Annotated in this window: 20 protein-coding genes; 2 read left to right on the top strand and 18 right to left on the bottom strand. The window is 29.8% G+C overall.

What is annotated here, in order from left to right:
- Positions 1–116: 116 nt before the first annotated feature.
- On the bottom strand, positions 117–3,044 hold the full coding sequence (locus BSD9I1_RS04310) for an insulinase family protein (RefSeq protein WP_186429286.1): 2,928 nt from the start codon (positions 3,042–3,044) through the stop codon (positions 117–119).
- A 254-nt stretch (positions 3,045–3,298) separates the two neighbouring features.
- Here BSD9I1_RS04310 and BSD9I1_RS04305 point away from each other — a divergent pair, with 254 nt between their 5' ends.
- Positions 3,299–3,544 (top strand): AbrB/MazE/SpoVT family DNA-binding domain-containing protein, encoded by a 246-nt coding sequence (locus BSD9I1_RS04305; RefSeq protein ID WP_097027470.1) that lies wholly within the window; start codon positions 3,299–3,301, stop codon positions 3,542–3,544.
- A gap of 139 nt (positions 3,545–3,683) precedes the next feature.
- Here the strand turns inward: BSD9I1_RS04305 and BSD9I1_RS04300 are convergent, their stop codons facing one another.
- From BSD9I1_RS04300 to BSD9I1_RS04270, 7 genes are all read right to left on the bottom strand, one after another.
- Positions 3,684–4,259 (bottom strand): hypothetical protein, encoded by a 576-nt coding sequence (locus BSD9I1_RS04300; RefSeq protein ID WP_186429285.1) that lies wholly within the window; start codon positions 4,257–4,259, stop codon positions 3,684–3,686.
- Entirely contained in the window at positions 4,252–5,130 is an 879-nt protein-coding gene (locus BSD9I1_RS04295) for an ABC transporter ATP-binding protein (RefSeq protein ID WP_186429284.1), read from the bottom strand. The genes BSD9I1_RS04300 and BSD9I1_RS04295 overlap by 8 nt, the downstream gene beginning before the upstream one ends.
- Positions 5,130–5,771 carry a hypothetical protein gene (locus BSD9I1_RS04290; RefSeq protein WP_186429283.1) on the bottom strand — a complete coding sequence of 214 codons (642 nt, stop codon included), beginning with the start codon at positions 5,769–5,771 and terminating at the stop codon, positions 5,130–5,132. Before BSD9I1_RS04290 ends, BSD9I1_RS04295 begins: the two co-directional genes overlap by 1 nt.
- Before the next feature lie 17 nt (positions 5,772–5,788).
- Positions 5,789–6,154 carry a GntR family transcriptional regulator gene (locus BSD9I1_RS04285; protein ID WP_242966405.1) on the bottom strand — a complete coding sequence of 122 codons (366 nt, stop codon included), beginning with the start codon at positions 6,152–6,154 and terminating at the stop codon, positions 5,789–5,791.
- Positions 6,155–6,200: 46 nt separating this feature from the next.
- The gene (locus BSD9I1_RS04280) at positions 6,201–6,842 is read right to left on the bottom strand and encodes a hypothetical protein (protein ID WP_186429282.1); all 642 of its coding nucleotides are present in this window, start codon (positions 6,840–6,842) and stop codon (positions 6,201–6,203) included.
- Between the two features lie 51 nt (positions 6,843–6,893).
- A complete protein-coding gene (locus BSD9I1_RS04275; protein ID WP_186429281.1) occupies positions 6,894–7,487 on the bottom strand; it encodes a hypothetical protein in 594 nt (197 codons plus the stop codon).
- A 109-nt stretch (positions 7,488–7,596) separates the two neighbouring features.
- Positions 7,597–8,334 carry a hypothetical protein gene (locus BSD9I1_RS04270; RefSeq protein WP_186429280.1) on the bottom strand — a complete coding sequence of 246 codons (738 nt, stop codon included), beginning with the start codon at positions 8,332–8,334 and terminating at the stop codon, positions 7,597–7,599.
- A gap of 324 nt (positions 8,335–8,658) precedes the next feature.
- On the opposite strand from BSD9I1_RS04270, the gene BSD9I1_RS04265 reads away from it, so the two are divergent.
- Positions 8,659–9,045 carry a hypothetical protein gene (locus BSD9I1_RS04265; RefSeq protein ID WP_186429279.1) on the top strand — a complete coding sequence of 129 codons (387 nt, stop codon included), beginning with the start codon at positions 8,659–8,661 and terminating at the stop codon, positions 9,043–9,045.
- Between the two features lie 33 nt (positions 9,046–9,078).
- On the opposite strand, the gene BSD9I1_RS04260 is transcribed toward BSD9I1_RS04265, so the two are convergent.
- From BSD9I1_RS04260 to BSD9I1_RS04215, 10 genes are all read right to left on the bottom strand, one after another.
- A complete protein-coding gene (locus BSD9I1_RS04260) occupies positions 9,079–10,104 on the bottom strand; it encodes a rod shape-determining protein (RefSeq protein ID WP_186429278.1) in 1,026 nt (341 codons plus the stop codon).
- 197 nt (positions 10,105–10,301) lie between these two features.
- Positions 10,302–11,288, bottom strand: coding sequence for an anti sigma factor C-terminal domain-containing protein (locus BSD9I1_RS04255; protein ID WP_186429277.1), 987 nt, complete (start codon positions 11,286–11,288; stop codon positions 10,302–10,304).
- Between the two features lie 14 nt (positions 11,289–11,302).
- The gene (locus tag BSD9I1_RS04250; protein WP_186429276.1) at positions 11,303–11,476 is read right to left on the bottom strand and encodes a hypothetical protein; all 174 of its coding nucleotides are present in this window, start codon (positions 11,474–11,476) and stop codon (positions 11,303–11,305) included.
- Positions 11,477–11,741: 265 nt separating this feature from the next.
- Complete coding sequence (locus BSD9I1_RS04245) at positions 11,742–12,800, bottom strand: DUF5673 domain-containing protein (RefSeq protein WP_186429275.1); 1,059 nt, start codon at positions 12,798–12,800, stop codon at positions 11,742–11,744.
- Positions 12,801–13,076: 276 nt separating this feature from the next.
- A complete protein-coding gene (locus tag BSD9I1_RS04240; RefSeq protein ID WP_186429274.1) occupies positions 13,077–14,285 on the bottom strand; it encodes an MFS transporter in 1,209 nt (402 codons plus the stop codon).
- A 16-nt stretch (positions 14,286–14,301) separates the two neighbouring features.
- Positions 14,302–15,084 (bottom strand): ABC transporter ATP-binding protein, encoded by a 783-nt coding sequence (locus tag BSD9I1_RS04235; RefSeq protein WP_186429273.1) that lies wholly within the window; start codon positions 15,082–15,084, stop codon positions 14,302–14,304.
- A gap of 15 nt (positions 15,085–15,099) precedes the next feature.
- The gene (locus BSD9I1_RS04230) at positions 15,100–16,116 is read right to left on the bottom strand and encodes an iron ABC transporter permease (protein ID WP_186429272.1); all 1,017 of its coding nucleotides are present in this window, start codon (positions 16,114–16,116) and stop codon (positions 15,100–15,102) included.
- Positions 16,116–17,111: an iron ABC transporter permease gene (locus BSD9I1_RS04225; RefSeq protein WP_207653880.1), complete on the bottom strand. Its 996-nt coding sequence runs from the start codon at positions 17,109–17,111 to the stop codon at positions 16,116–16,118. Before BSD9I1_RS04225 ends, BSD9I1_RS04230 begins: the two co-directional genes overlap by 1 nt.
- 114 nt (positions 17,112–17,225) lie before the next feature.
- On the bottom strand, positions 17,226–18,164 hold the full coding sequence (locus BSD9I1_RS04220) for an ABC transporter substrate-binding protein (RefSeq protein ID WP_186429270.1): 939 nt from the start codon (positions 18,162–18,164) through the stop codon (positions 17,226–17,228).
- Positions 18,165–18,493: 329 nt separating this feature from the next.
- Positions 18,494–19,846: an FAD-dependent oxidoreductase gene (locus BSD9I1_RS04215; protein ID WP_186429269.1), complete on the bottom strand. Its 1,353-nt coding sequence runs from the start codon at positions 19,844–19,846 to the stop codon at positions 18,494–18,496.
- Between the last annotated feature and the right edge of the window lie 62 nt (positions 19,847–19,908).

Below are 19,908 nucleotides of genomic sequence, written 5' to 3'. Positions count from 1 at the left end.
TTTCGTATAGTCTGTAGAAAAATAAAGGGTAAATAAGAAATATATGTTAAATTATTTTTCATCATAATCTTAAAGGTAAAAAGAGAAGTTTGCACATACAAACTTCTCCTTTTATCTTACTCAAATACATTCATTATTTTATTGAATATTTCCTTATTTTCTTTTATCTTTTCTTCGCTTCCAAATACACATATATAATTTTTTTCCATACAATCTTCAAGAAGTTTTGATAAGCCCTTTATCTTATCTACTGAAGCATTTAATATTTGATCTCTTTCCTTTTGAACATCTTCAAAAATCACCTTGCTTAAATAATTAGCTACAGCTTTGTCAGCTTTCATGGATGCACTAAGTGGATTATCTAAGTTACTTATGGTTCCTATTATATATTTTGTCATTTCTCTTTCGTCTGCCTCAAAATTCTTTACGTAATTTACTACATTATCATAAACATCTAATGTGTTTTTAAGATTAGGATCTCTATAGGATGTAAAGTACATATTTCCATTTCTATTAAAGCCTCCAAAGCATCCATAAGCTCCACCTTGAACCCTTACTCTATTCCATAGATAATCAAAGCTTGTTATAGTCTTTAATACTTGAAGTATTCCTGTATACTCATATCCAAGTTTTCTAAAGTTAAATCCCTTAGAATTATATTGAACTTTTCCTGAAGTCATAAGCCCTTCATTTTTAGCAGCAGTTTCAAATTTATATTCATTATAATTAACTTTTTCATCATTTAGTGAATCATATAATAATGGTAAGCTTTCAGTAAACTTATCATAATCCTCTTCCTCTAGAGTTATACTTATTAAAAGATTATTTTTATTAAATACTAATTTACTTATTTCCTTTAAAGTGCTTACTATTTCTTCTTTTTTGCTTTCAAAGTTATTATCTAAGTCAACTAGGAAATGATAGAAATTAAGCCCAGAAATAAATTCTGAATAAGCTGCACTTTGAGAAAAATAAGAAGCTACTCTACCTGCTGCTACCATATGTCCCGCATCAAACAAGGACATTTCCACTCTAGATTTATACTCCTGTATAATTTCTTTAAGTCTCTTATAGTCATCAAATTTACTAGTTACTATTTGTTCCTTTAGTAAATTAAATAATTCAGGAAGCTTACTTACAAGAGCCTTAGATCTAACTTTAAGCATAGGAATAAAGTTATCTATATTATTATTATCATAATAAGGTATTGAACCATAACTTATTCCTCCAGTGTGTATATTTACTTCATTTGATAAGTCTTCATAGCTATAATTTTCTGTACCTACTTTTCCAAGTACTGCACATAAAATTCCTATATAAGGTATAAATTCTTGTTTAACTGCCTTACTATTAAAATAAAAATTCATATATGCTATCTTATTGGTAAATAAAGGATGTTTCAGAACTTTAATATCCTTGTAAGTTTCTTCTACCAATGGAAGCCTTTCCGAGTTCTTATTTATATCTTCTATGGATAGTAGTGGTAACTTTTTCAAGTCCTCTTGATTATCCTCTGAAGTTTGTCTTTCCTCTAATCTATTAGTTTGCTCTATTATTTTATTTAATTCACTTTCACTTAAACTATCTTTATATTCCTTAAGCTCTCTTTTTATTTCCTCTTCTACAGTTTCTGCCATGCCCTTTTTAGGATTTAATATTAAAATGGAACTATGAGAGTTATTTAATATATACTTTTCTATAATCTTTTCAAAGTAATTGGTAGTTAATGCTTCTTTTACTTTATTTAATTGAGGTTCATAAGCTAAATGCATTAATGGATCTTTATCATAAAGCCAACTGTCCATAGCCTTTATTCCATACACAAGGCCCTTAGGATATCCATGATACTCTGCTTCTCTAAGTCTAAATTCTTTAATGTTTATGGAAGACTCTATAAGCTTTTTATTTATACCATTATTAACCAACTCTCTTAAAGTGTTAAATACTACTTCTTTAAATCTCTCTTTTTGGTTTTCACTAGAATTCTTAACTACAATACTAAAGCTAGGCTGAAGTATGCTGCTGTCAAATACTCCAAATACATCCTTACCTAAATTAGCATCTATAAGAGCCTTTTTAAGCGGTGCTGCAGGAGTATCTAATAAAAGATGCTCTAAAATATCAAAGGCTAAGTACAATTCCTTATCTACAACTTTTCCTACCACAAAATTCAAACTCATATACGATTTATCTTCTTCTTTTTCGTTTACGGATATAGGATACTCCACTTTCATTTCCTGCATGGATTCAAAAGGCTTTTGCTCTTTAATTTCAGAGTGGATTTCTATTTTGTCAAATTCTTTTAAATAATTATCATTAATAAAAGCTAACTCTTTTAATGTATCTCCATTACCATATAAATATATATAGCTATTTGAAGGATGATAATATTTCTTATGAAAATCTATAAACTCTTCATAGGATAAATCCGGTATAAATTCAGGATCTCCTCCAGACTCCACTCCATAAGTTGTATCTGGGAAAAGAGATTGAGATATCTTTCTCATAAGCACTGATTCTGGTGATGAGAAAGCTCCCTTCATTTCGTTGTAAACTACACCTTTATAAGTTAATGGATCATTTTTATCTTTAAGCTCATAATGCCAACCTTCTTGCATAAATATTTCTGGATATTTATATATATTTGGATAAAGCACTGCATCTAAGTACACATCCATAAGATTAAAGAAATCTTTTTCATTTCTACTAGCTACAGGATACATAGTTTTATCTGCAAAGGTCATTGCATTTAAAAATGTATTTAGAGAACCCTTTATAAGTTCCACAAAAGGCTCCTTTACTGGGAATTTTCTTGAACCACAAAGAACTGAGTGCTCAAGTATGTGTGCAACACCAGTACTATTTTCTGGAGGAGTTCTAAAAGATATTGAAAACACCCTATTATCTTCGTCATTTACAAGTTTTAAAAGCTTTGCCCCAGTTTTTAGGTGTTCGAATATAAAAGCATCTGAGTTTAATTCCTTAACATGATTTTTTTCTAAAAGTTTAAATCCACTGTATTCTTTATTTAATTCTAAATTCATAACTTTCCTCCTTAATAAAAATTACCAAATATTACTTCGTACTAATTATTATGCCACAAAAATTATGTTCTATAAATTAAAAATTAAAATTTACTAATAATATTAAAATAACTGCGTTATTCTCAGTTCTATACAAAAGCATAAGTAGTTTTATTAATGTTATTTAAACTTGCAAAAATGTATTGACTATTTATGTTATTACTGTTATTATTTAATTAATAAAAGTCGAATATTGTTTTAGGAGGAACCGTGTTATGAAATCTACTGGTATAGTTAGAAGAGTTGATGAGTTAGGAAGAATTGTTATTCCTATAGAACTTAGGAGAACATTAGATATAGAAATTAAGGATTCGTTGGAAATCTTCGTTGACGGAGAGCAGATAATACTTAAGAAGTACAGCCCATCTTGTATATTCTGCGGAAATGCTAAAGATGTTATAAACTACAAAGGTAAAAACATCTGTCAAGCTTGTCTTGAAGAATTAAAAACAGATAAATAAAAAAAATAAGCCTAAAGGGCTTATTTTTTTTATTTCCATTTATAATTTATTGTCGAAAAATATTGCTGAAATTACACTTGTAAATTAATTGAAAATATCCCTTTTATCCAGCTTAAAATACCCTATTTTTTTAGTTAATTTACTTTAGCTTAAAATCTATATTTCTAAATATATATCTAGAAATTACACTGCATAATATAGTTAAAATTATAAAGATAATATTTGTCATTGTATTGGTTATGGTAAAATAAAAGGTTTCAGACACATACCTTATTGCAAATATACCTCCAAAACCTATAAAAGCAATAAATGGACTATTTAACACTAAAAGACTTAAGGTATTGCTTAGAGTTGTGAAAAAAGCAATTTTAATCAAAGTTGAAAACATAGTTGAAATATTAACTTTTTCATTCATTATAAAAACCATTATCAAAAATATACACCAAACTGATAAAGAAATTATTGCATTTAAAATTTGACCAATTTTAAAATATTCATCCCTTGTTACCGAAAAATTCCTCATGTATGCATATCTATTGTAGTATGCTTGAAACAATAGTAATGGTATATAAATATAAGAATAGGCACCTATATTCATTGCCCTGCTCTTTACACTAACACCCATAATTGGAAATGACAGCACTGCACCTACTAAAATAGTAAGCATCATTGAACTGTCCATAATAAACTTTAACTTTTCCTTAAAATCACTCAATTCCCCCACCTTCCTTTAGTACATTTACAAATAACTTTTGAATAGGCATTTTTTCTAGAGTAAGTCCTTTATTTTGAAGCTCTACTTTTTCTTCATAGCTTATGCTATCATATATACCTGCTCTTATAAGGGAACCTACTTTTTCTTTACATATCACTTTTGCATTTCTTAAAACATCTTCTAATTCTTCTTCTCTTCCAGTTATATAAAAAGCCTTTTCATCAATTACATTCATATCTTCATTAAATAATATTTTTCCATTATTCATAAATATAATTTTTTCAAACAAGCTTTCTATTTCTTCTATATAATGAGTTGAAAAAATTATCGTTCTTGGATTTTCATCATAATCCTTTAAAAGCACTTCATAAAATAGTTCTCTATTTAATGGATCTAGTCCTGCATATGCTTCATCATATATGGTGATTGGTGCTCTGCTTGCCAATGCTACTATTATATTCAAACAAGATTTCGTTCCTTTAGAAAGGTCCCCATAGGTCTTGTGAAGCTCCACATTAAATTTTTTTATGAGTCTTTCTTTAAATTCTTCATCCCAATATTTTAAAAACACCTTAGCTGCATTTAATATTTCCCTTCCTGTCATGTCTGCCGGCAAAGCATTTTCTTGGCAAAGATATATTTTACTTAAAGCATTTTTATTTTCAAATACCTCTTCTCCAAAGGCCTTTATACTTCCCCCTGTTTTTATATACTGAGATGCAATACACCTTAACAAAGTGGTTTTTCCAGCACCATTTCTCCCTGCCAAACAATATATTTTATTTTCCTCTATATTTAAATTTAAATCTTCAAAAACCTGTTTGTTCCAAAACCTTTTTTTTAAATTACTTATTTCAATTGCATAACTCACTACTCTAATTCCCCCTTAATTTTAATTTCAGTACTTTTATTAACTAAATAACTTGTTATATAGTTAAATCCTATAATTATAAGGAACATTATATAAAACTCTTTTAATGTAAAATTGGGATAGGAAATTAACTCCTCGTTGAAATTTGTAAAATTATCAGTAACAAGACTTACAGAGTATCTTGCAATAAATATAAATGCATAGAAAAACAACATCCCAAATCTCACCATTAAATAATCGGTATGCCTGAAAATTTGACTAAATGCCAGGGTACTAAAAAATACCAAAACAGCCACAAGATAAAATAAAAATACATAAATAAAATAATTTTTATCTATATTATTATTTTTTACTCTTGTGAAAGCTATTACCATTGATATTATAGTTGACATTAAAAAATCATATATTACAGTCAGTGTATAGAATTCTGTTCTTGTTCCACCAAAGCCTAAAAAAACATTCATTCCTCTATTTCTATTTGCTATCAATTTATATAAAATAATCCATTCCGACATACCTATTATAATTCCTAGCAATCCATCTATTGAATGGCCTTGAAATATTTCTAATATAGATATTATAAATAAAACAATATAAAACCTACTGCTCCTTTTAAACATATATACTAACTTATTTATCAAAGCTCTCCCTCCTTGCCCTAGTTCTTTAGCTTATTTAGCCAAATTATTATATCTTCAGCAGAAATACCTATGCTTTTACCCTCTTCTATAATACTCTTCAACTTATTATTTAAAAACTCCTGCCTTTTCCATGTTTTAATCTTTTCCCTTGCTCCAAGAGTTGCAAACATGCCAAGGCCTCTTCTTTTATACAAAATGCCTTTATCTACTAATATGTTCATTGCCTTTCTTGTGGTGGCTGGATTTATACCATAAACTTGAGCAAACTCCGTTGTGGACATTACCTGTGTTTCTTCCTCTATAATTCCTCTTAAAATGTCATCTTCTATCCCATCTGCAATTTGCATATATATGGGCTTTATATCATTAGGATTAATAAGCAAAATATTTCACCACCCTATTAGTTAATTATTTCAATTTCGCAATCTACTACTCTGTCTGATCTATGGCTTTAATTTGAACATTTTTATGAACCAAATAACTTGTTATATAGTTAAATCCTATAATTATAAGGCAGGTTATATAATATTCTTTTAACTTAATATCCTCATCACTCACCAAATTCTTATTAAAGTTTGTAAAATTTTCAGCAGAAAAGCCTTTGGAATATGTTGTGAAATATATCAATACATACACAATAAAAACTATAATCCTTACTGCTGAATAATCACTATGACCAAAGATTTGATTAAATGAAGATGTGCTAGAAATTACTAAAGTGACTATAATATAAAATAAAAATATATAGTTAAAGTAACTTTCAGGTATACCATCAACTTGTATTTTTGCTAAAGTTATTGCCACTGATGCCAAAGCTGAAAATAAAAAATCATATATTACAGTTAGTATATAATTATGTTTTCTAGTAATGCCCAACAATAAAAACTCATCCAATCTTCCAACTTTCCTTAATATAGGGATAATTATCGTAGTTGCTATTATCGTACCCACAATAAATTCTCGCATTTGATATATTAAGTTTCCTCCAAATATTTCTACCAAATATATTGCAAATAAAATAATGTAAAATCTCCTATCCTTTTTAAGCATGTATATTAACTTATTTATCAAAACTTCGCCTCCTTAACCTATAGAAATGCCTTTATTAACTAATTTCATAGCTTACTGTTCTGCCTCTCCCATAATTTTAACTTCAACACTTTTATGAACAAAATAACTTGTTATATAGTTAAAGGCTATAATTATGCTACAAATGATATAATACTGACTTAATTTAAAATCATCATTAAAAAAGACAGGAGAGTATACATTAGAAAATATTAAGTAATATACAACAACTACTACATACCTTACTGCTGTATAATCACTTTGTTTAAAAAGTTCATCAAATAATTTAGCACTTAAAAATACTAAAGCTAATGTAAAGTAAAATAAAAACATTTTATGGTCATTTTGAGGTACACCATTAAAATTTATTTTTATTAAAGCCAATATCAATGATATTATAGCTGAGAATAAAAAATTATATATTACAGTGCTTATATAGTACTCTTTTCTAGAAATTTGAAATAACAATAATATATTAAATTCACTATATGTCCTTGAAAATATAATTACTATTAGGATTACCATTAGTATTGCTGCCAGTACAAGTACAAAAATATTTGATGTTGGCAAATAATCTTTTATAAATGTAAAAACAATAATAGCATATATACCTAAATCCCTTTTAAACATGTATATTAGCTTATTCATAATTTTCGTTACCCCCAATAAACTACTGATATATATTTAATGGGATGGACGATGAAAATTCATAATAGAAATTACAAATCTTCACTACCCATCCCATAATTTTAATAAATTAACATTCTATTATTTTTTCTTCTACTTTTTCTTCTTTTTTACAAATAGTCATGGTGAACATATATAAATAAATCCCGATACTTGCTGATGCAAAATTCATCAATACAGAGCCTATTGGATTAATTTTAGGACTTATATTTGCTAGTGCCATTACTCCTCCTATGATAGCTAGGATAATACTTACCGTAATGCCTAATAATAATAATTCTCCAAAATGCTTTTTACCCAATGCCGTTCCTTTTTTTAAGGCTTCTCCTACACTTGTATTGTAATATATTAAATACGCATCACATGGAATTAATAACACGTTAAAAAGTATTAATAAAATAACCATAAATGGTATCAATATTCCCCAAAATCCTAAAACAATTAGCCCTGTTGATATAGCAGAAATAATTATATTTAACCCCAAATATCTTAAATAAAAGCCCAGGCTTTCTTTGAAATTTTCCTTATAATTTATATCCTTTTTATTTAGTAAAGCTTTTATAACCACCATTAAAAATGAGTAAAATAATGATCCTATAAATATATAAAATAAAATCGGTATTGCCTCATTTATTATTATTTGCTTGGAAACTGAGAGATTTTTTAGTAAGTTTCCTCCTTTTCCAAAGAAATCATATTTGTCAAATTCTAAATTAAGTCTAGTACTTTCAAACAATACCTTCACTAAAATAAATGGTAGTAAAAATTTGAAACCTTTCTTATAATTGTTCCAAACTTCTTTACACATAAAATTTTCCTCCTAAAATTCATTTAATTTTTAATAATTCTTTATCAATTTTAAAAACAACACTTAGTTGGTTAGTTACTCATGTAACCAACTTAAGTATATCCAAAATAATTTATTTCTGCAAAAACATTTCCAATTAATCTTGCCCGTATTTTCTGAATATTACTATATTTCCTACATATAACACTTAAACGCTAAGTTTTTCATCTATTTCCAATTGACAGCCCACAAAAGTTAGAATAGTATTGTATTTGTTATATAATAAATACTAATTAACAAATCTCCTACTTCTAATTCAACATTATCTTAAAAGGAGTGATTTTTATGGATAAATTAAAGATTAAAATATCAGAACAAGCTTATAATAAAATTTTAAATATATTGAAAAATGATGACCAATTTGACTGTGTAAAGTTTTCTATGGAATCTAGCTGCTGTAATCCTAAGGTAGGCATTTATTTAGATAATTTGAATAAAAAATCTAATGAAGAAATGAAAGATACTATAGAAGACCTAAATATAATATATCCTAAAGCTTTAACAGAAAAGGTTAAAGAAGTTCAATTGGTTTATAGAAATAATGGTTTTATGATTAAATCTATTCCCTTAAAAGAGGACACAGGTTGTTCTGGCAAATCTGGTGGCTGCGGTTCTGGGTGTTCAGGATGCAGTTCAAAGGGGTCAGGCTGCTCTGCTGGATGCCATCATTAAAATAAAGGTGTGCTTAATTTAGCACACCTTTATTTATAATGTAGCATCTTCACCATATGCCATGTCTAACTTATCTAGATAGTCTAAAACCTTTCCAGTGCCTAAAGCTACACATGAAACTGCATTCTCTGCAATATGAGCAGGTATCTTAGTTGATTCTTGAATAATCATATCTAATCCATTTAATAAAGCTCCACCGCCAGTCATGATAATTCCTTTATCATATATATCTGCTGAGACCTCTGGTGTAGTTTTTTCTAAGACTGAATGTATACTCTTAACTATAGTATTCACTGCTTCCTTTAATGCTTCTCTAATTTCTTCCGAGGATATGGTTATTTTCTTTGGAAAACCTGTAATGGCATCTGTTCCGCTTACCTCCATAAACCTCTCTTTTTTTGCCTTATATGCAGAACCTATAGTAATCTTTATGTTTTCTGCAGTCCTTTCACCAATTACAGTCTTATGCTTTTTACGAATGTATTGAATAATTGATTCATCAAACCTATCTCCTGCAACCTTTATGGAAGTGCTTATTACTATTCCACCAAGTGAAATGACAGCAATATCCGTAGTCCCAGCACCAATGTTTATAATCATATTTCCACTTGTTTTTGTGATGTTCAAACCAGCTCCTATAGCAGCTGCCATTGGCTCTTCAATCAAATAAACTTTTTTTGCACCAGCATTTATTGCTGCATCCTTTACTGCCCTTCTATCAACTCCAGTTGCGTGACAAGGAACAGAGATTACTACTCTTGGAGCAGGAGTCCGTTTAATACCGCAGGCCTTATTGATTAAATTTTTAAGCATTTTTTCAGCAGCATCATAATTTGATATTACACCATCTCTAATTGGGCGGATAGTTACAATATTATCAGGTGTTTTTCCAAACATCTTTCTTGCTTCTTCACCTACTGCTAGCACACTGTTATTATTTTTATCTAAAGCAATAATGGATGGTTCTTTAAGAATAATTCCCCTGCCCTTAATGTATATTAAGATTGTCGCTGTACCTAAGTCAATTCCCATATCTTTTTCTATACTAAAAAAGCTCATTAATTTTCCACTCCTGACCATTACATGTATTTTAAAATTAGTTCTGGAAAATTGATTTTACATTCTTCTTTAGTATTTTACTTTTACTAGTTTATATACTTAAACAAATTTAGGATTCTTGCTGCTCAGACAGTCATCACTAAAACAAGGCGTACTAATTCTATTTTAGTACACCACTATTTATTATAAATAAAATATTACTTTTTATATTTGGAAGGCAAAACGCCATTAATTTCTATACCTTTAATTTTCCCATAGTTTATAAATTCTAATAACTCTCTTGCTTCGCCATAAACTAAAAATCCATAAATATTTATTCCATTCTTTTCAACATAATTTAAAGCATTTTTATAGTAGTCTATCTTAACACTATTAAACTCCAATGCAGTAACTGCCTTTTCTCTGTCATTCATATATTTAAGCAGTGAAGTAAAATGTTTAGTGTATGCTTCTACCATTGAACCATTATTAAATTTATTGATATCTTTTTCATCTGTCATGCAATCTATCAGTTGTAAATATGGATACTTATTTTTATCTGCACTATCTGAACTAACAGATCCGTCATTAAAATTAGGATTAAATCCAGACAAATAATTAGTTGGCTTACCTTTATCCTCAGTACGTACTCCTACCCACTTAAAACTTATTTTATTATTATACTTTCTACTTAAGTCATCAAATTCCTTTAGATTTAAATCTTCTGTTAATGCTATATATGCAGAAACATACGAAACAGGATTTAACTCCTTAATATGATTAATAAATTCCTTATTTCGTACTGATATGTCAATATTGGGCTGCTTAATCTCTGTAAATCCTAAATAATCACTACCAAGGATATCCCGAAAATTGCCAAATTTATCATCTCTTTTAATTTTAAAATCAATATACTTTCTTTCACGATTAAACAAATTTAATTGTTCAATATGTATATTATATTTTCCAAATCCTAACTTCTCTGAATCCGCACCCACCACTGCATATCCGGGTAAATTTAATTCACTAAAAACCTTTAGATCAAAATATAAATCCTCATGATATTTACCTACCGATTTTTGACATGGATTATAGTAAAAACTATTTACTACATAAGAAACTGTGTAATAAGCAGAGAATAGTATCAGCACTATAACAGTAATATGAATACTTTTGTACTTATTCAATGAATATTTAAACCTCATTTTATTTCTCCTTATTATTTTGCACAAAATAAAAATATAGAATACATAATAAACATTAATGAAATACACATTAATACTGTGCCACCAGAAGTATCTTCATTATTTTTAACCTTTTTTAACACAAATACCATGCTGTTAACAAATACAATCACAGCAATCATAGAGCCGTAGAAAAATATAACATTCACTCAAAGCACCTCCTTGGTTAGTTTTTAATCATTTCAATAGTTTCTCCTTTAAAAACCTATCTACTTCTTCTTTTTGCCCTGAATTTACTTCTAATTCTATATTAGAAATGCTGCCTTTTCTCGTAAGGGTTTCAAATTCAATGATATAAGCTAAATAATAAAAAATAGCTCGCCATTATATTTAAAACACTCCAAAAATACATTAAAATCAAATACTCCTTTCTATTTAGTAACTCAGCATAAACTTTTATCTTTTATTTATTTTTTATTGTGATCCAAGGCTTTGCACCCCAGTTGTGCTATCCAGTATCCATTCATCATTATTATTCTTTATAAAAGTACTCTTTCTTGTGAAACTAGTCGAGCCATCTTCATATGGCTCCAACAGTTCTTTAATTATAAGTTCTTCTGTAATAACTTGATTATTTCCCTCTATATATCTTGGAGCTTTTATATATGACTTTTCTATGGACATCTTTGTATCATATACAGTTGGTATACGTACCTTTTCTTTAAACTTAATATCTCCATATGTAGACTTGTCTCTATCTACAAGTATTTCATATAACTCATCTATCATTGGTTTAGTCATAGTTTCTTGAAACAGCTTGTCAAACTCTCCTCTCGACTTTATATTTTCTTTACTAAGCTCAGCTAAAGGTTTCCATGTTTTTTTTAGTATTAATATAGCTTCGCCTTCTTTTAACTTTATTTTCCGAGTCATATATGGTTTACTTATTTTAATTAAATTTGCATTCAATCCAACCATAACAGCAATAGTTAAAGTAATTAATACTTTGAGCTTAAAACTTCCTCTTTCATTGACTTCTCTATCTATTTCATTTAAATTATGCTTTAATACTCTATTTACTTCTTGCTTTTGTTCTGAGTCTACTTCTAATTCTTTATTGAAAATTTTACCTTTTCTTGTGAGCGTTTCAAATCCAATTACATTATCAGATATCCATGTATAGCTTTTAATTTTACTCCATTTAGTGAAATAAGAAACCGTAGAATCACCGGAATATATACCGCCTTCAGCTATTCCTAATGATAATCTGCCTAAAAATTGTGAAATACATAGCTGTATCCAAAAAACTCCCTGAAGAGTTTCATAAATATCACCAACTCTACCTGCAAAATAATCCAAAAAACTCCTCACTGCAGCATATCCCCATAATACTGCCATCATAGTGTTTATTACTGGAATCTTTTTTCGCTTTGTCTTAATAATAAACTTCCCTGCATAAATCCTTTCGTATAAGCTACGTAATAAACAATAACTCATTACTATATTTAAAATAATATAAAAATATACACCCATTAAGCTCCTCCCCCTTTTGTATAAAGTACTTGTTACTTTGTTAATAATTCTAGGTAAGCACATCCCCCTATTATTATATATATAATATGGATAAATTACCAATCATTATCCAAGTATGCTATAATTACATTACTTAAGTACACTTATTCCCATTAAACTTAGTGGCCTTTCACCACCAAGCTGTCGACCATACTTGGCGCACCACAAAAAGAACATCCTAAAATCCTAGGATGCTCTTTTACATATATATCTTCTTTGCACTGTAAAACCAAAGACTTAACTTGCTAATTTTTGCTGTTTTAGTATTATAACCTGCGACAAAGGTATAGTTATTAACACCCCTAGAACAAAAAATACTGAAGATATACCGTACATGGTTACTAGAGAAAGCTTAACTTTTATCAAACCAGCTAAACTAGTGGCAATAACCATAGCTGCTATTGACATAAGAGTTAAAATCCCATTAACTCTACCTACAAACTTTTCTTTTGCTGTATTTAATATCAAAGTATTTATCCCGATATGAATACAAGGGGTAAATAACCCATTTATGAACTGAATTGCTAAAGTTAAGTACCAATTAGTTGATAATGCAATACCAATAACATTTATAGCATTAATCAAAAGGCCCATAAATAATAGTCTTTCAGGACTAATCCTTTTAGCTAACATCATAACAAAGGAACCACCAATAAGCATTGCAGATCCATTAATTGATAAAAGCCATTGGAAGTTTTCCTTAGGCAATCCTAATCGTTCTGTAACAATAAAAACCCCAAGAGGTTGGATTACTCCTGCAGCAAATCCAAATGCTGTGAAAACCCCTCCAAGTAAAGTTAAAACTTTTTCATTTCTTATAAACTGCAAGCCTTCCTTAAGTTGAATCCAAAAATCATCTTGAACCTTCTCACTAGGAATTTTTTTATCATTTGGAATTAAAGTCAGTACAGCCGCAGAAAAAACAAAGCACATACCTGTTGCCGCAATTGCCATATTTATGCCAAACTTATTATAAATAAAAGTTCCTATTACAGGACCAATAATTGCAAGTATTGCCATAAAGGTTTGATATGCAGCCATTCCCATTTGCATTTGTTCTTCCTTAAGATGCATCTTAAATAATCTCATTCTAGATGACTGTGAAAACTGTGCTAAACTAGCAGATATAAATACTATAAGATATACCGCTTTCCATGCACCAAGACTAATAGCCATGAGAATAATAAAAACTAACAGCCCACTCAAAAAATCAGCCCGTATCATTGTTGTTTTAGGCAGCCACCTATCTGAATAAATACCTCCAACTAAAGAAAACAAAAATATAGGAAGAAGCTCTACCGTTGAAACTAAAGCTACTGAAGAGGAGTTACTGTTAGTTTGTTCCATAACAAATAGCAAAACTGAAAAATTTCTAATCCACACTCCTAGCTGCAAAAAAACACTGGATAAAATGATTGACTGTATAAATTTACTTTTAAAAAACATTAATTCACTCCTCTATTTATATCAAATCATAGGTAATACATACCGGTTTATTGTCTCTAGGATCTTTCACTACTTCAGCATCTATATTAAATATTTCCTTTAAGTTTTCCTTAGTCATTACTTCTTCTGCAGCTCCATGACAAACTATTTTTCCTTTTTTAACACCTACCATGTAATCTGCAAATCTTGCTGCATTATTTAGCTCATGAATAACCATTACAATTGTTCTCTTTTGTTTTTTATTTAAATCTTGTAACAATTTTAATATTTCTAATTGATGAGCTAAATCTAAATATGTTGTGGGTTCATCTAATAAAAGTATTTCTGTTTCTTGCGCCAGCGCCATTGCTATCCAAACTCTTTGTCTTTGTCCTCCAGATAGAGCCTCTATAGGTCTATTTTTATATTCCTTTATTCCTGTAACCTCTAAAGCCCAATCAATAACTTCTCTATCTTCCTTTTGTAATTTCCCAAATCCACTTTGATGAGGAAATCTTCCATAGGCCACTAATTCATCCACAGTTAACCCCTTAGGTGCCTGTGGAGTTTGTGGTAAAACTGCCATCACTTTTGCTATTTCCTTTGAGCTTTGTCCTTGTATATCCTTACCATTCACATAAATTGCTCCACTTTTAGGTTGTAGCATTCTCGCTATAGTCTTTAATATGGTGGATTTTCCACATCCATTTGCACCAATTATAGTAGTAATTTTTCCTTTAGGTATATTCAAATTTAAATCTTTTACAATGTCTATATTTCCATAGGATATAGATAAGTTTTTTGTGCTTATACTATTCATTTTAATCTCTCCTAACTACTCTTTTATCATTAAGTAAATAAAATATGGTACTCCAATAACTGAAACCACTATTCCAACAGGTATTTCTATAGGTGCTAACATGTTTCTTGAAATAGTATCCGCTGCCAGTAAAATTAGTGTACTAATCAAGGCTGCAGTTGGTATCAATACTTTATGCTTAGGTCCAACCAATTTTCTAGCTATATGAGGAGAAACAAGTCCTAAAAAAGAAATGCTTCCTGCAACAGCAGTAGCACCCCCTGCTAAAGCTACAGTAAATATTAGCAATAATCTTCTTTCTTTTTCCACTTGTACACCTAGTCCTACAGATAGCTCATCTCCTAAGTTTAAAACATCTAAATATCTTGTCTTATAAATAGTTAAACTCATAAAAATTAATATCCACGGCATTACTGCTAAAACATAATCCCAGTTTGTCCCCCATATACTTCCTGAAATCCAAACCATTACTCTATTAAATTCCTGGGTAGTAAATTTAAGTTGAAATACTATCAGCAAAGCATTAAATGCTGCATTTATTCCTATACCCATTAAAATCAATCTTGTTGCATTTATACCCTTTTTCCAAGCAAGAGAGTAAACTAAAAACGCTCCAAGTGCTGCTCCAAACAAAGCTACTATGGGCATGGTAAATATAGTTAAATTACTAACACCGTCATAAACATTTCCATTCATAAAATAAATATATATAACTACAGCTAATGCTGCCCCAGAGTTAATGCCAAGTATTCCTGGGTCAGCTAAATCATTTTTAGTTATACCTTGAAGAATGGTGCCAGATACAGCTAAAGCAGTAGCTACAAAAATTGCTATTACTATTCTTGGAAGTCTTATATTAAAAAGTACTATTTCTTGTTTTTTAGTTCCTTGTCCAAATAAGGTTTTCACAACTTCCAAGGGCTCTATAGAAAAGGAGCCTAGATTTAAGCTTATAATAAATGTTAGAAATATTAAAACGGCTAGTATACCTATTGTCCTAATAAATTTTTTCTCTTTGCTCATCATCTCCATTACAGTTCTCTAGCCTCCTTTCTAACAAGATATATAAAGAATGGTACTCCAATTAATGCAGTTAGCGCTCCAATAGGAGTTTCATAAGGCTGATTTATCATTCTAGCTACAATGTCACTATACACTAGTAAAACAGCTCCTATTATAAGAGAACAAGGTATTATATATCTATAATCTGGCCCTACTAAACTTCTCACTATTTGTGGCACTATAAGCCCTACAAAGGCAATATTTCCTGCTACCGCTACTGCGCTGCCGCTTAATATTATTACAATTACAATGCTTATAAATCTTATTGCATTAGTGTTTTGTCCAAGTCCAATTGCTATCTCTTCTCCTAAACTTAAAATAGTTATCTTAGAAGACATAATCATCGCAGCAGTTACTCCGACGATACCTACAATTAACAACATTTTCACACCTGGCCACTTTGCAGTGGTTAATCCACCAGAAATCCAAAAACTTAATTGTTGTGATAAATTGAAATACATTGCTATAGCTGTTGCTAAAGATATCAATAAGGTTCCTAGGGCAGTTCCAGCTAAAACAAGCTTTACTGGATCTACACCCTTAATAGATCTAGAACTTATAAAATATACTAATAGTCCACTAATACTTGCTCCAATAAAAGCAAAAATCATTAATCCTACACTATCTATTCCCTTTTGCATTGCAAAGGCTATAGATATGGTAAATGTAGCTCCTTGAGTAATTCCCATTATTGAAGGTTCTGCAATAGGATTTCTAGTAATCCCTTGCATAATAGCACCAGATATAGCTAAAAACGCTCCTACAAAAGCTGCAGAAATTGCTCTAGGCATTCTTATATCCCTTACAATTTGAGAGTTTATTCCCTCTTTTCCTGTAAAAATGCTATTAAAAACTGTATATAAACTTATATCCTTAGCCCCTAAGGATATAGATAATCCCATACCTAAAAATAATATAATGAGTCCAATAATAATTATTAGAGAAGTTATAATAATCCTACTCATACTTTTTTTATCATCCATGTATTTTAATTCATTCATTAGCACTTTAAACCTCCTATCTATCAAAACAATAGAGGATGACAAAAGGCTTTTTAAGCCTCAGGTCATCCTAAATAATTACTTTATAACTTCTTCTTTTACTAAATCCAGTAATAATTCTTTTCCCATTGGTAAATATCCTTGACCAAAATATGGGGTACTATCAAGTATTGTTACATTTCCTTCTTTTACAGCTCTCATACTTTTCCATACAGAGCTATTTTCTAAATTCTTTTTATCAGCCTCAGTTGCTATAACTACTATGTGGTCAGCATCTATTTCTGATAATCCTTCCATAGTCACAACTGGTAAGCTTATTCCATCCTGATTTGGTATATTAGAAGGCTTTGCTAATTTCATATCATCATAAATTATTGAACCAATACCTGAATCCTTAAAGATAAAAAATTGATCTCCGCTGGCAAGTACTGTTAAGTAGCTTTTCTTACCGTTCTTTTGAATGATTTCCTTTCCTATCTCTTGAGCCCTTTTGTCATATTCATTAAACCACTTTTGAGCATCGCTTTCTTTACCAAATAATTTAGCCACGTCGGTCATCCTAGCTCTCCAGTCATTAACATAATCCTTCATCATAACAACTGGTGCCACGTCTTTTAATTGATTATAAATTTTTTCTTGTCTTTGGCTCATTATTATTAAATCTGGATCTGCTTCTAATATAGATTCAATATCCATTGTATCCATCATATAATATCCAACAATCTTTACATTTCCCATTTTATCCTTTGTATAGCTTGGAAATTCATTTGTTTTATATGCATCCGAATTTGCAGTAGCTACTGGAGTATGTCCTAAAATTAATAATTCTTCACTTACTCCTGATATATCTACTATACGTTTAGGATTAGCTGGTATACTAACATCTCCCTTTAACGTGCTAACCTTCTTTATATCATCTTGTGTTTTAACCTCTTCACTTTTATTACCGCATCCTGCTAACATACTAAGTGAAACTATAGTTGCTGCAATTAATCCTAAAATTCTTCTTTTTTTCATTTTATGTTGCCTCCTATTGAAATCTATTAACTTAATTAAGTATGTAAAAAATCTAAATATATACTGAAATTAATTATTCTTTGCAATTGATAATGATTTTCATATTCGCAAACTCATTTTACCATTCACCTTAATAATATGTCAACAGCCTTATAATGGAAAATTAAAATACCTTTTTTTGTTTACTTTAGATTATAGTTTCCTAATAAAAAGCTGAACTCTAAACTGCATTATTGCAGTTTAAAGTTCAGCTTTTATATTTTAAAAAATTGAGTATACTTTATTGCTCTAGAGATTAGCTTCAAATTCATTGCTCCATTGATTACTATTTACTTTCCAAGGCTTCCTTCCATAATTATTCCTGCTTGAATAACATTGCCTAAGGCTGGAGAATATGGCGGAGCATAGGCTAAGTCCAAATTAGATAAATCTCTATTATATTTTGCACCAAACATCATACAAGTTGAAAATATGTCTATGGTTTTATCTACTCCATCATCTCCAATAATTTGTACTCCAAGTATTTTATCTGTGTCTTCATCTACTATCACCTTTATAAGCATTTTCCCTGCTCCTGGCATAAAGAAAGGTTTACTTGGCATTTCAAAACTGTAGGATTTAAACTTTTTATTTAATCCCTTAGCCTCCCTTTCGTTCATTCCAACCATAGCAATAGTCATATCAAATACTTTAAATATACCTGTGGACAATATACCTTTAAAGGTTATGTCCTCTCCTGTGGCATTTTTACCTGCTATTCTACCTGTTTTATTTGCAAGCGAACCTAATGATCTATATACATAATCATCATGAGGAAGTGAATAAACCTCTATGCAATCTCCTGCTGCATATATGTGAGGAATATTGGTTTGCATTCTATCATTTACATGTATAGCTTTTGTTTTTCCTATTTCCACTCCAGACTTTTGTGCTAAATCCGTATTTGGTCTAACTCCCATACCTAGTATAATTATATCAGTTTCAATTTCTCTTCTATCCGTTATTACCTTAGTAGCTATTTTTTCTCCTTCTATACTTGAAAGCTTTTCCCCTGTGTATACAATAACTCCCTTATCTTTTATATACTCTTCAAGTTTTAAAGCTATATCCTCGTCTAATGGTCCCATAACTTGATTTTGAGCTTCCAGTACTGTTATTTCTATTCCATGTTCCTGAAGGTTTTCGCATAGCTCTAAATTTATAGCTCCAGCTCCTACAAGCAGTGCCTTTTTAGTATTGTTTTTTAAGATATATTCTTTAATTTCATCTGCACTTACCACATTTCTTAAAGTAAACACATTTTCGTGCTGAAGCCACTGTTTTACTGGTACAAATGGACTAGCACCTGTAGCTATAACAAGCTCATCATAATTGTCTTTAAATTCTTCACCAGTGTCTAAATTTTTTACTGTTATATTTTTATTTTCAGCATCTATAGCTATTACTTCATGCCTTATCTTTACATCTACATTGTATTTTTCTTTAAATCTCTCACTATCCCTTGGAACAATATACTGTCTTTCTTTTACTAATCCACCTATATAATAAGGCAAACTACATCCTGAGTAAGATATATCTTTATCTTTTTCATATATAACAATTTCTGCATTGCTGTCATTTCTTCTAGCTTGAGTTGATGCTGTAGTTCCACCTGCAACTGCACCTATTATTAAAATTCTCATATAAACGTTCTCCCTTCTATTGTAAAACCCTATACTTTATAATATATCATGTGCAGTTTAGT

This window comes from Clostridium sp. BSD9I1 (assembly GCF_900185645.1).
GTDB lineage: Bacteria > Bacillota > Clostridia > Clostridiales > Clostridiaceae > Clostridium_AK.
The sequence above is the reverse complement of the archived record's forward strand: the minus strand, read 5'-3'. Positions and strand labels throughout refer to the sequence as shown.